We start from the raw sequence: 12,822 nt of genomic DNA on the forward strand, positions 1-12,822 counted from the left end.
TTTCTATGGAACATAAAGTAGCAATTATTGGTCTTGGATATGTGGGTTTGCCCTTAGCCATTGCTGCCGCTGAAAAATACAATGTTACTGGCTTTGATATCAATGCAAAAAGAATAGAAGAGCTAAACACTGGCTTTGATAGAACGAATGAGGTAGAATCGTCAGCTTTGGCTTCTAGTCCAAATTTGAATTTCACCAGTGAAGCACAAGATTTAGCTCATGCAAATTTCTATATTGTTACGGTTCCTACTCCAATAGACCAAAATAATAATCCTGACTTATCCTTACTGAAGCGAGCCTCAGGCCTTATTGGCAAATACCTCAAAAAGGACGATATCGTAGTTTATGAATCTACAGTATTTCCTGGGTGTACTGAGGACGAATGTGTTCCAGTGCTTGAGGAGGTTTCAGGTTTAACATTTAATAAAGAATTCTATTGTGGCTATTCTCCAGAGAGGATAAACCCAGGCGATAAAGATAGAGGAGTAAAGGATATTCTAAAGGTGACCAGCGGAAGCACTGTAAAAATCGCCAATACTGTCGACAAGTTTTATGCTTCTATTATTACTGCAGGTACGCACAAAGCATCTTCCATTCAAGTGGCAGAAGCTGCCAAGGTGATCGAAAATGCCCAACGTGATATCAACATTGCCTTTGTGAATGAATTGGCACTGATATTTAGCAGACTTGGAATCAACACACATGAAGTACTTGAAGCAGCCGCAACTAAATGGAATTTTCTACCATTCAAGCCTGGCTTAGTTGGAGGTCATTGTATAGGTGTAGATCCATATTACCTTACTCATAAGGCAGAGAATGTAGGATATTTGCCAGAGGTCATTCTTGCTGGTAGAAGAATTAATGACAACATGGGAAAGCACGTAGCTCAAGAGGTGCTTAAGTTGATGGCAAGCAAAGAACTAGAAATAGTCAATTCAAAAGTTTTAATACTTGGTTTGACTTTCAAAGAAAATTGCCCAGACATAAGAAACACTAAAGTTATTGACATCGCAAAAGAATTAGAACAATACAATGTTCAAGTCTCTGTTCATGACCCTCTAGCAAATGCACAGGAAGTAAAAATTGAATACGGATATGATCTGATCCAAGAAATAACCCCTGACTATTCCGCTTACATACTTGCTGTGGCACATGATGAATTTCAAACTATCAATTGGAGTGACATAAGTAAGAATTCCGTAATCTACGATGTGAAAGGCATTCTGCCATCAGGTATTTCTGATGATTCCTTATAGTTTTTAGGTCAAGATGCTTTTCCATTTAACTTTTGTGACTAAGTTTGCGCCTCATTTAACCCTACAGATAGGATATTGAAAACACTATTTACATACAAAACACACCAATCAACTACTTGCTGTTGAAGTTTTGTCTATTGCTCGATGTAAGATCGAGTGCGTTTTTCAATAATTCTTATCTAATATTTCGACAATCATGGACAGTAGGGTCAGACATATCACAAAATCAGTTACTTGGCGCATCATCGCATCTGCGACAACTTTTTCTCTTACTTTAGCCTTTTTTGGTAAGGCAGAACTAGCGATGGCTTCTTGGCTGACTGCTATAGAAACCTCAGTTAAAATCGTCATCTATTACTTTCATGAAAGAATTTGGTTTAAGCTAAGCACAAATCTCAATTCAAAAATGAGACACATAGCCAAAGCCTTAACTTGGCGTATCATTGCTTCCGGCACTACTTTTATACTAGCGTTGTTGCTTTTCGGAGGACATGATGATGCACTTGAAAAAGCGACTTGGATAGCATTAATAGAATCCATTCTTAAAATGGCATTTTATTACGCACATGAAGAGTTCTGGTATAGGATAAATCTTGGGTTGGATGATAGACAAAAAGAATCAACACCATGACTAAAAATATAATCCCACATGATCACACCGTCAAGCAGGCTGATAGAATCAAAAGGTTAGGCTATCGCCCCATTTTGATATGGTTTGTTGGACTTTCAGGATCTGGGAAATCAACACTCGCTAGTGGGCTAGAAACACGTCTTTTCAATGAAGGAATTAATACTTACATTTTAGACGGTGATAATATTCGGAGTGGACTTAATAGAGATTTGGATTTTTCAGACGATAGTCGAAAAGAAAATCTTAGGAGAATTACTGAGGTGTCTAATTTATTTGTTGACGCTGGTACAGTGGTGCTCACGGCCTTCATCACTCCATTCAAAGAAGAGCGTGATAAGGTTCGCAAAATGATGGGTGACAACTACGTAGAAGTATTTGTTAATTGCCCACTAGAGGAATGTGAAAAAAGAGATGTAAAAGGGCTATATCAAAAAGCTCGTGAAGGTAAAATTAAAAATTTCACAGGAATTGATTCACCCTTTGAAGAACCCACATCAGCTGATATAGAAGTGCGCTCTCATCAAATTTCTATTGAAGAAGGCGTTCAACGTATATATGACATTGTTATTGGAAAAATAAGAAAAGTCAGAAGTCTGGAGTCAGAAGCTGGAAGACTAAAGCCATGAAGTTCAAATTTGAAACGTTGTTGATTTGGCAAAAAGCCATGGATTTGGGAGAGGAACTAAATGTGTTATCCGAAGCCTTTCCTACAAAGGAAAAATTCAATCTTTCTTCACAAATTTGCAGAGCGGTTGACTCTATTGCTTTGAATATTTCAGAAGGTTCAATCGGTCAATCTAATGCTGAGTTTAGGAAATTCATGAGTTATTCGATTAGATCGTTAGCCGAAGTAGTTACATGTTTACACAAAGCACAAAGAAGAAAATATATTTCCGATGTAGAATTTGAAAAATATTACAGCGATTCATTCAATTTAATGAACATGATGATTGCTTTCAAAAAGAATATTAAATGAATAAGATGTACATAGACTCCTGACTTAGGTCTTCAGTCTACTGACAATTAAATAAATGATTAGTTAAACTATGTCAAACTATAATCTCACACACATCAAAGAACTTGAAGCGGAGGCAATATATATCCTAAGGGAGGTTTTTGCACAATTCGAGAACCCTGCCATCTTATTCTCAGGCGGCAAAGATTCAATTTGCGTGGCTCATTTGGCAAGAAAAGCATTTTTTCCCTCAAAAATCCCCTTTCCATTCGTTCATGTAGATACGGGCCACAATTTTCCAGAGACTATGGACTTTAGAAATAAATACGTGGAAGAGCTCGGCGTAAAACTCATTGTAGGATCAGTTCAAAAGTCTATAGATGATGGAGCCGCCGCGGAAGAAAAAGGAAAAAATGCAAATCGAAATGCCATTCAAACAGTTACTCTTTTAGACACAATAGAAGAATATGGATTTGATGCTTGTATTGGTGGTGCAAGACGTGATGAGGAAAAAGCCAGAGCAAAAGAGCGCTTCTTCTCTCATCGTGATGAATTTGGACAATGGGATCCAAAAAATCAAAGGCCTGAGCTTTGGAATATTTTCAACGGCAGATGTCACCAAGGAGAAAATTTCAGAGTTTTCCCATTGAGCAACTGGACAGAGATGGATGTCTGGCAATATATTCTATCAGAAAACATTGCACTTCCTAGTCTCTATTTCGCACACGAAAGACAAGTCATTAGAAGAAACAACACTTGGTTGCCTGTTTCAGATTATATACAGATAGCAGAAGACGAAGAAATAGTAACTAAGAAGATTAGATTCAGAACATTAGGAGATATAACTATCACTGGTGGTGATGAGTCTGATGCGGATACGCTTGAAAAAATTGTTGATGAAGTCGCTTCAGCTAGACAAACTGAACGGGGCAATCGAGAAGATGACAAGCGATCGGAAACTTCAATGGAAGACAGAAAAAAACAAGGATATTTTTAGAGAATTAACAAGAACTCTTAACATTGACCATTAACTAAAGTGAGGGATTATACTAAATATCAAGTTTGGACTGATGCTGTAGAATTTACGGTTAAAATTTATACACTGACTAAATCATTCCCTTCTGATGAGAAGTATGGATTAATTTCCCAAATGAGACGAGCTTCGGTATCGATTTCTTCTAATATTGCTGAAGGAGCCAGCAGAACTTCTGAAAAAGAATTCTCAAGATTTATTGAAATTTCTTTGGGGTCGGCCTTCGAGTTAAAAACACATATGATAGTGGCTGAAAAATTAGCCTATTTAGATAAAGAAGTTTTTGATAAGACCATACCTGAGTTGAATGAAATATGTAAACAATTGAACGGATTGCGTAATTCACTAAAGAAATAAGTTAATAGCTAATGGTCAATAGTTACGGTTGAACATGAAAATTGAAAAACTCTGCAAATTATGACAGAACAGAATAATATCACTCCCCACGACAACAAAGGCTACCTCGACATGGAACTTCTTCGTTTTACTACAGCAGGTAGTGTAGACGATGGTAAGAGCACATTGATTGGTCGCTTACTCTATGATTCAAAATCGATCTTTGAAGATCAAATGGATCAAGTGGCTAAATCCAGTGAAAGAAAGGGGTTAGAACATACAGACTTGGCCTTGCTTACGGATGGACTAAAAGACGAGCGCGAACAAGGGATTACCATTGATGTCGCCTATAGATACTTTGCAACACCTAAAAGAAAATTTATTATTGCCGACACCCCCGGCCATATTCAATATACACGGAATATGGTGACAGGTGCTTCTACAGCTAACTGTGCTTTACTATTAGTAGATGCTCGAAAAGGTGTGATCGAACAAACACAAAGGCACTCAATCATTGCTTCGCTTTTACAAATCCCCCATGTGGTTGTTTGTGTCAACAAGATGGACTTAGTCGATTACAGTCAAGAAGTCTTTGGAAAAATCAAAGAGGAATATGAGGCATTCGCATCTAAGTTGGAAGTAAAAGATATCCGCTTCATTCCCATCTCAGCTTTGAATGGTGACAATGTGGTGAATAGAAGTGAGAATATGTCTTGGTATGAGGGATCTACTCTTCTTTATACCTTAGAAAACATCCATATAGGAAGTGATCACAATCATATCGATTGTAGGTTCCCAGTACAAACAGTCATTCGACCAAAAAATGACAAGTATCATGATTATCGCGGATATGCAGGACGAATTGCCAGTGGCGTATTCAAACCAGGTGATGAGGTAACAGTTATTCCTTCTGGCTTCAGTTCAAAAATTAAATCTATTGATACATTCAATGGTGAACTGGAAGAAGCTTTTGCTCCAATGTCTGTTTCCATTCAACTAGAAGATGAAATTGATATTGGACGCGGAGACATGATTGTTCGAACAAATAATAAGCCTGAACCCATTCAGGATATCGAGGCTATGATCTGCTGGCTAAATCCTCAAGGACCAAGACCTAGAGCAAAATACATCCTTAGACACACTACAGCTGAAACTAAGACGATGATCAAAGAAATCTGCTATAAACTCGACATTAGTACGCTTCATAGAAACGAAGAAGATAAGGAGATCAAAGCGAATGACATTTGTAAAATGAAATTGCGAACAACCAAGCCATTGCTGGCAGACTCTTACAAGAAAAATAGAATAACAGGAAGTCTAATTCTTGTAGATGAAGCTACTAATGAAACTGTAGCTGCAGGAATGATTGTTTAAAAAAACACTAACCTTTAACATTAACCGTTGAATTCAACCAAATACGAATTGGTTCGAAAATCATAAGTTAAAGGTCAACGGTTAAAAGTTAATGTTACAATGGATTTACAACCACAACTTGAAGTAGCCAAGATAGCTGCCAAAAAAGCCGCACAAGAAATTCTCAAGATTTATGAAAGTGGCGATTTTTCAATAGAAGCAAAAGCGGATAACTCTCCCTTAACAAAAGCAGATCGAGCCGCACATTTGGCAATTGTTGCTGAATTAGAAAAAACCAACTTGCCAATATTGAGCGAAGAAGGTCGAGATATTTCATATGAAGAACGAAAAGACTGGGAATATTTCTGGATGATTGATCCTTTGGATGGCACTAAAGAATTCATCAAAAGGAATGGCGAGTTTACAGTCAATATTGCTCTTATCCATAAAAACCAACCTATACTCGGTGTGGTGCAGGTGCCTGTGACTCGAAAGTTATACTATGCTTCGGAAGGTGAAGGTTCATTTGTGATCTCCGAAGAAGGGAGTCAAAGGTTAAAGGTTAATGGTAAAAAGTTATCAGAAAAAGGAATGAAAATTGTTGCTTCCAGATCACACCTGAATGAAGATACAGAGAAATTTATGAGCCAGTTTAGTAACCCTGAAATTGTAAGTATGGGAAGTTCATTGAAATTGCTAGCTGTAGCAGAAGGATTGGCTGATCTTTACCCTCGTTTCGCACCAACTATGGAATGGGATACTGCCGCTGCACATGCCATCGTTACAGAAGCAGGAGGTACGGTCTCAATAAAAGAAAGCAATCAATCCGTTCACTACAATAAACCTAACTTACTGAACCCACATTTTCTTGTTAGCGGTAGCATCACAATGTAGATTTCACTAAGTTTGCGCAAAATTTGTGCTGTTTATGAAAAATAATTCTTTCATTTTGTTAGTCCTAGTGCTAACATTTTTTTTCTCTGGCTATAATACATTATTCGCTCAACAAGAGCTTAACGTGAACAATATTGCGAGTATCAATATTGATGACTTATCTGATGCTCAAATCCAGAAGTTCATAACTAAAGTTGAGGAGAGTGGCTACACCGAGGATCAGCTAATCATGATGGCGAAGTCACGCGGAATGAGTGAACTTCAAATTCAAAAGCTGAGAGCTAGAATCATGCAAGTTCGTTCAGGCAAAACTTCAAATGAGCAAAATTCCACACTAACAAATTTAAGACAGTCTAAACTTCAGCAAAAAAAGGAACTTGATAAAGAAGCAGGATTTGATTTAGATCCAAACGATCCGTTTTTTAATCTATTGGGAGATTCTACAGAAGTAGAAGATGAAGGGCTTAAAGTTTTTGGACTTGAATTTTTCAAAAATAGCACCCTAACTTTTGAGCCAGGACTAAATATGCCAACTCCCAAGAATTATGTAGTTGGCCCTGGAGATGAAATGATCATTGATATTTGGGGAGCCTCCGAACAAACTTATCAGCTGATGGTTTCACCAGAAGGCTCTATTCGAGTACCAAATCTAGGCCCAATTTATGTATCAGGTCTCACGGTTGAAGCCTTAAAATCGAAAGTCATCTCAAGGCTAAAAAAGATTTACAGCACCATAGGGAGAGGCTCCTATGCAGACGTCACACTCGGTCAAATTCGTTCAACAAATGTACATGTGATTGGAGAAGTGAAGAAGCCAGGCACCTACACGCTCTCTTCATTCGGGACTGTATTTAACGCATTGTATAGTGCAGGTGGGCCTACTGAAGACGGTTCCTTCAGAAAAATAGAAATTTACCGTTCGCGCGAATTGATATCAACCCTTGATGCTTATAAATTTTTAGTGGAAGGAACAGGAGAAAATATCACATTGCAAGATCAGGATGTGGTAATCGTCAGACCTTATACCAATCGTATCATTTTTGACGGAGAAGTAAAAAATCCTGCCATTTACGAAATATTAGATGACGAAACCTTTGAAGACCTTTTGTTGTACTCTGGTGGTTTTACGGATAAGGCCTATAGGGGTGTAGTCAATTTAAGAAGAGTAGAAAAAAACCGTAAAACAGTTCGTTCCATTGACCTAGACAGTGTCGGCAACTTCAACATGAAGAATGGAGATGAAATCTATGTAAGTAAAATTACTAATGAATTCATTGATCGTGTCACGCTGGAAGGCCCAGTAATGAATCCAGGAGAATATGAACTGCGTGAAGAAATGACTTTGTTGCAACTGATCAATAAGGCTGATGGTCTAAAAGGGGATGTCTTTATGGAACGTGGAGTCATCATCAGACAGAACACTGACTTTACGCTCGCAAGTACTGCTTTCGACCCTAAGAAAATTTTAAGTGGGGAAGAATCAATAGTTCTTGAAAATAATGACATCGTAAAATTCCAATCCATCTATGACCTACGAGAAGAGTATCATATCACAATTGAAGGCGAAGTGCAAAGGCCTGGGAAATTTTCGTACGCCTCAGGTATGACTGTTGAAAATCTTATCTTTCTAGCAGGTGGCTTCAAAGAATCTGCTTCGAAGTCGTTTGTAGAAGTTGCACGTAGAATTAACCCAGACAGCGCCAAAGATTTTAACAACACCGCTGAGATATTCAATTTTAGCATCAGCAAAAACCTTTCCCTTTCACGCGAAGTCTCTCAGTTTACTTTAGAGCCTTTCGACCTGGTAGTAATTAGACGAAGCCCATTCTTCGACGATCAAGAAGTGATTAGAATTGAGGGAGAAGTTAAATACCCAGGTATGTATGCCCTCGACCAGAAGGATGAGAGAATTTCTTCTGTACTTAAACGATCTGGCGGCTTAACCAATTTTGCTTATTCAAAGGGAGCTACTTTAATTAGAAGAACAGAATTTTATATTCCTCCTGAGTTCCTTTCAGAGGATGATGAGGGTAATGTAATTGTGAAAAAAGCCGATGGGGGTGATGCTTCCAAAATTAGAAGAGAAGATCTTACTTATCTTTTTAAGAGAGATACACTGTTTGCAGATAGTGCTCAAATTTTTAGACAGCAAGAATCAATAGGGATTGAGTTGGACAAAGTTTTGAAGGATCCAGGGGGTAAGTTTGATTTAATTCTCAGAGAAGGGGATATATTAAGTATTCCTAGAGCACTTCAGACCGTTCGAGTCCGAGGTGAGGTACTATACCCAAGTAACGTAAGGCATGACAACAATTATGGATTTAAGAAATTTGTTGCCTCAGCTGGAGGCTTTGACCAAGATGCTAAAAAGTCTAAATCCTACGTCATTTATGCCAATGGTCTATCTGCACAAACCAAGAGTTTTCTGTTCTTTAAGTCATACCCCAAAGTAGAACCAGGAGCAGAAATCGTAGTTCCACGTAAACCAGAAAAGACTCCTTTAACTGCTCAAGCATGGGTAGCGATGGCTTCAAGTATAGCTACACTGGCTTTGGTAATAGACAGGTTGGTAAATTAATTAAGCTATGTCAGAAGAAAACAAAAGCCACATAGTACAAGATGATGAAATTGACTTGGTTGAATTAGCCAAGACCATTTGGTCAGGGCGTAAGTTTATTGCTAAAGTAACTGGTGTTTTCATTATTTTAGGACTGGTCATTGCATTTACTAGTCCTGTAGAATATGAAGCTTCTTGTAAACTACTACCAGAATCTACGGAAGGATCTATGCCGAACCTTGGTGGCCTAGGTGGTTTGGCCGGATTGGCTGGTATCGACATAGGAGGCATGGCAGGCGGAGGAGGCACGCTTTCACCTCAGTTGTATCCTGAAATTGTCAATAGTTTACCATTCATACTTGACGTAATGAATGATACTATATACTTTGAAAGCATTGACCTTAGAACAACATCGTTTGACTATTTTGAGAATATCGCTAAGCCTTCGTTGTTTGGGTATGTTTTAAAGTACACGATTGGGCTACCTGGTGTCCTCAAGTCTGCTTTGACCATAGAGAAGCTGCCCGAAGATCAAAGCAATACACAGGAATTCTACCGTTTATCCAAGAAGGAATGGAAAATCATTGAGAAGTTTAAGGACAGAATTGCCCTTAGTATCGAAGAAGAGACAGGATTGATTGCGATCAAAGTAGAAATGCCGGATCCGTACGCAGCAGCTCAGGTTGCCAAAAAAATCGAACAAGAGGTGACGAAAGCCGTGATTCAATACAAAACGAATAAAGCAAAAGATAACCTACAATTTGTAACCGAATCCTTTAAAGACGCAAAAGCAGAATTTGAGTCTCAACAACTTCGCATGGCTCGAGTTACCGACCGAAACATGAACGTATCATCAGCCACTGCCCAGATCGAGTTGCGCAGGATTGAAAATGAATACAATGTAGCCTTTGAGGTGTACAAAGGGCTAGCTTCTCAAGTAGAACAAGCCAAAATTAAATTAAAGGAGGAGACACCGGTTTTTACCATTTTTGAACCCTTAAGAATTCCTGAGGATAAGAGCAGTCCGAACAGAATAATGATCGTAATTTTGTGCTGCCTCATTGGTGTTTTTACAGGAATTACGGTTTCCATGGCAAAATATTTATTCCCTACTCATTAATATGAAAAAAATACTCATTACTGGTGCTGCAGGGTTTATCGGCTTCCATTTAAGCAGAAAGTTTAGTTCTCTCGGCTTTAATGTTGTTGGTATAGATAGTCTCAATGATTATTATGATACACAATTAAAAAATGATCGCTTAGAACAACTTAGCTCAATAAATAATTTTACCTTTTTACAAATCTCCATTACTGATAAAGAGAAAATTGATCAACTTTTTAAATGCGAAAATTTTGAATATGTCATCAACCTCGCAGCTCAGGCAGGTGTGCGTTATAGCATTGATCACCCTTATAAGTATATAGATGCCAATCTGGTTGGATTCATAAATATTCTTGAAGCTTGTAGAGCTTTCCCAGTGAAGCACCTGATTTTTGCATCTTCTAGTTCGGTATATGGAGCAAATAGAAAAATACCATTTGCTGAATCTGACCATGCAGACCATCCTGTTTCCTTATATGCCGCAACTAAAAAAGCGAATGAAATGATGGCTCACTCGTACTCTTCTTTATATAATATTTCTTGTACTGGTCTAAGATTTTTTACAGTATATGGGCCGTGGGGAAGACCAGATATGGCCTATTTCAAATTTGCGCAATCTATAATTGAAGGAAAGGTGATCAAAGTATTTAACAATGGAGATATGGGAAGAGACTTTACCTTCATTGACGATATCGTTGAAAGTATAAGTCGCCTCCTTGATTGCTTACCTAAAAAAGTTGAAAACTTAAATAGTAGCCCACACATAAGTCAAGTAGCACCATTTGCCGTTTATAATATTGGAAATAACACGCCAGTTAGACTATTAGATTTTATCGAAATACTAGAAAAACACCTGGGCATTAAAGCTGTTAAAGAGTTTCTACCAATGCAGCCTGGAGATGTAAAAGAAACCTTTGCAGACATTGAAAGATTGTCCTCAGTTGTAAATTTTTACCCAAACACAACCCTAAACGATGGACTTGATAGTTTTGTTAAATGGTTCAAGGAATACTACCAAATTAAACAACTAAGACCTGATTAACATCAAAAAAATATTTATTGGATAATGGAAAACGTATATGAACAAAATTATTTGGCTACATTTTCACAACTGCTAAAAACTTCCGAGTGTAATGAAAGTGGGGTTGTTGTAGAACTTTCTGAATTTATGGATAAGTTGGTCAAAAGAACAACAGAAATACAAGTCGATGGAGGAAGAATGTTTATCCTTGGCAATGGTGCAAGCGCTGCATTCGCGAATCACATGGCACTAGACTGGTCGAAAAATGGAAAAGTAAATACATACTCGCTGAGCGACAGCGCATTATTGACCGCATTGGCCAATGATTTTTCGTATGAGTCAGCATTTAGTGAATTCCTGAAAATTGAAAAAGCAACAAATAAGGATATTGTTGTTACAATAAGCAGTAGTGGAAATAGCCCTAACATTGTAAAAACCTTGGAATATTGTAAGGAGAATCAAGTCCAGACTATAGGATTTTCAGGACTTAAAAGCGATAATAAGACAAGAGACCTTTCGACTTTTTCCCTCTACGTACCGGCAAAGACATATGGTATGGTAGAATGTATTCATCAAGTATTCCTGCATTTATGGATAGATAAGTTTATGGGCATATTCGAATGGGATAGGAATTCAATACAAAACATGAACAATAGCGAATTTAACTTGTAGGTAAGAATTATGATCAAGATAGGAATAGCTGGTTTTGGGAAAATCGGGCAAGTGCGTGCAAATCAAATTGCAAATGATACCAGAGCTAAATTGGTAGCTATCTACGACCTAAAGAAACCAAAACATCTGAATGAAAAGATAAAGTTCTGCTCATCATTTGAATCGCTTTTGGAGCTAGATTTGGATGCTATATTTGTCTGCGCATACAACAATGTATTGGCTGATTATACCGTAAAAGCGCTCAATTCCGGATTACATGTTTTTTGTGAAAAACCACCTGCGCGAACTACAACAGAATTGAAGGAGGTCATGCTAGCTGAAAAAGAATCGGGTAAAACGCTGAAATATGGATTTAATCACAGATATCATTATTCAGTGATGGAAGCCAAAAAAATAATTGACTCAGGCGTAATGGGGAAGTTATTATGGCTAAGAGGAGTTTACGGAAAAGCTGGCAGTATTGACTACAATAAAAATTGGCGAAACTACAAGAACTATTCGGGGGGAGGAATTCTAATTGACCAGGGCATTCATATGCTGGATTTAATGAGATATTTCTCAAAACAAAAATTCACTAAGATTAATAGCTTTGTAACCACTTCTTATTGGGATATTGAGGCCGAAGATAATGCGTTCGCCATTATGCAATCAGAAGAAAAAGTGACTGCCACTTTACATTCCAGTGCAACACAATGGAGCCATAAATTTCTTTTGGAAATGTGCTTCGAAGAAGGCTACATAAATTTGGATGGCATCCTGTCCAACACACGCAGCTACGCACCAGAAAAGCTCATTATAGGAAGGCGTGAATTCGAAGATATTACATTTGCAATGGGTAAACCAAAGGAGACCACCACCTATTTTGAAAATGATGATTCATGGAGATTGGAAGTTGAAGAATTTCTCGATGCAATAGAGGGTGTGGGAATTATTGCCAATGGCACTAGTCAAGATGCATATGATACATTGAGGCTAGTTGAAAATATTTATGAAAATTCTGGATTCTAGCAAC

Annotated in this window: 13 protein-coding genes; all 13 read left to right on the top strand. The window is 37.9% G+C overall.

What is annotated here, in order from left to right; genetic code table 11:
• Positions 1–5 precede the first annotated feature (5 nt).
• On the top strand, positions 6–1,256 hold the full coding sequence (locus B9A58_RS09565) for a nucleotide sugar dehydrogenase (protein WP_084372627.1): 1,251 nt from the start codon (positions 6–8) through the stop codon (positions 1,254–1,256).
• Positions 1,257–1,452: 196 nt separating this feature from the next.
• Positions 1,453–1,887: a DUF2061 domain-containing protein gene (locus tag B9A58_RS09570; RefSeq protein ID WP_084372628.1), complete on the top strand. Its 435-nt coding sequence runs from the start codon at positions 1,453–1,455 to the stop codon at positions 1,885–1,887.
• Positions 1,884–2,513, top strand: coding sequence for an adenylyl-sulfate kinase (gene cysC / locus B9A58_RS09575; protein WP_084372629.1), 630 nt, complete (start codon positions 1,884–1,886; stop codon positions 2,511–2,513). Before B9A58_RS09570 ends, cysC begins: the two co-directional genes overlap by 4 nt.
• Complete coding sequence (locus B9A58_RS09580; RefSeq protein ID WP_084372630.1) at positions 2,510–2,863, top strand: four helix bundle protein; 354 nt, start codon at positions 2,510–2,512, stop codon at positions 2,861–2,863. Before cysC ends, B9A58_RS09580 begins: the two co-directional genes overlap by 4 nt.
• A gap of 70 nt (positions 2,864–2,933) precedes the next feature.
• Entirely contained in the window at positions 2,934–3,839 is a 906-nt protein-coding gene (cysD, locus tag B9A58_RS09585) for a sulfate adenylyltransferase subunit CysD (RefSeq protein ID WP_084372631.1), read from the top strand.
• A gap of 39 nt (positions 3,840–3,878) precedes the next feature.
• A complete protein-coding gene (locus B9A58_RS09590) occupies positions 3,879–4,232 on the top strand; it encodes a four helix bundle protein (protein ID WP_084372632.1) in 354 nt (117 codons plus the stop codon).
• A gap of 60 nt (positions 4,233–4,292) precedes the next feature.
• On the top strand, positions 4,293–5,585 hold the full coding sequence (locus B9A58_RS09595; RefSeq protein WP_139793819.1) for a sulfate adenylyltransferase subunit 1: 1,293 nt from the start codon (positions 4,293–4,295) through the stop codon (positions 5,583–5,585).
• A gap of 99 nt (positions 5,586–5,684) precedes the next feature.
• On the top strand, positions 5,685–6,458 hold the full coding sequence (gene cysQ / locus B9A58_RS09600) for a 3'(2'),5'-bisphosphate nucleotidase CysQ (protein WP_084372633.1): 774 nt from the start codon (positions 5,685–5,687) through the stop codon (positions 6,456–6,458).
• 34 nt (positions 6,459–6,492) lie between these two features.
• On the top strand, positions 6,493–9,036 hold the full coding sequence (locus B9A58_RS09605; RefSeq protein ID WP_084372634.1) for an SLBB domain-containing protein: 2,544 nt from the start codon (positions 6,493–6,495) through the stop codon (positions 9,034–9,036).
• A 7-nt stretch (positions 9,037–9,043) separates the two neighbouring features.
• Entirely contained in the window at positions 9,044–10,135 is a 1,092-nt protein-coding gene (locus B9A58_RS09610; RefSeq protein ID WP_084372635.1) for a Wzz/FepE/Etk N-terminal domain-containing protein, read from the top strand.
• A gap of 1 nt (position 10,136) precedes the next feature.
• Positions 10,137–11,159: an SDR family NAD(P)-dependent oxidoreductase gene (locus B9A58_RS09615; RefSeq protein ID WP_084372636.1), complete on the top strand. Its 1,023-nt coding sequence runs from the start codon at positions 10,137–10,139 to the stop codon at positions 11,157–11,159.
• A 24-nt stretch (positions 11,160–11,183) separates the two neighbouring features.
• Positions 11,184–11,810, top strand: coding sequence for an SIS domain-containing protein (locus B9A58_RS09620; protein ID WP_084372637.1), 627 nt, complete (start codon positions 11,184–11,186; stop codon positions 11,808–11,810).
• Positions 11,811–11,819: 9 nt separating this feature from the next.
• Positions 11,820–12,818: a Gfo/Idh/MocA family protein gene (locus tag B9A58_RS09625; RefSeq protein ID WP_084372638.1), complete on the top strand. Its 999-nt coding sequence runs from the start codon at positions 11,820–11,822 to the stop codon at positions 12,816–12,818.
• Positions 12,819–12,822: the final 4 nt, after the last annotated feature.

The sequence above is a fragment of the Reichenbachiella faecimaris genome (assembly GCF_900176375.1).
Classification (GTDB): domain Bacteria; phylum Bacteroidota; class Bacteroidia; order Cytophagales; family Cyclobacteriaceae; genus Reichenbachiella; species Reichenbachiella faecimaris.